The sequence below is a fragment of the Pseudomonas sp. HMSC063H08 genome, from assembly GCF_001813645.1.
GTDB lineage: Bacteria > Pseudomonadota > Gammaproteobacteria > Pseudomonadales > Pseudomonadaceae > Pseudomonas > Pseudomonas aeruginosa.
This window is the reverse complement of sequence record NZ_KV813467.1, coordinates 1-229: the sequence shown is the minus strand read 5'-3', so window position 1 is coordinate 229 and position 229 is coordinate 1. Positions and strand designations below refer to the sequence as shown.

The 229-nt window shown below is 59.0% G+C and carries 1 pseudogene; it reads right to left on the bottom strand.

Features of this window, described 5'->3' with window-relative positions:
- Positions 1 to 229, bottom strand: a pseudogene (locus HMPREF2924_RS37000) (hypothetical protein); the annotation flags it as partial.

Sequence of the window (229 nt, the reverse complement as noted above, 5' to 3'; positions counted from 1 at the left end):
TCGAGCCAGGCCTGCGGAACAGGGGAGAGGTTCGAAGTTGGGTAAATTCGGTCTGTGGCCTGTCTTACCCGATCGACAATAGCCAGGGCTGCTACGTCGCCCAGTGCGACCTCCAGGGCGGCGAGCAGGTTGGCCATCAAGAACTGCTCACGCTTGTCCGCGTGGTTTTTTGCGCTTGGGCGTCTATTCCAGTCGATCTGTGCTGAATACCTCGCTGTTACCGGGTCTG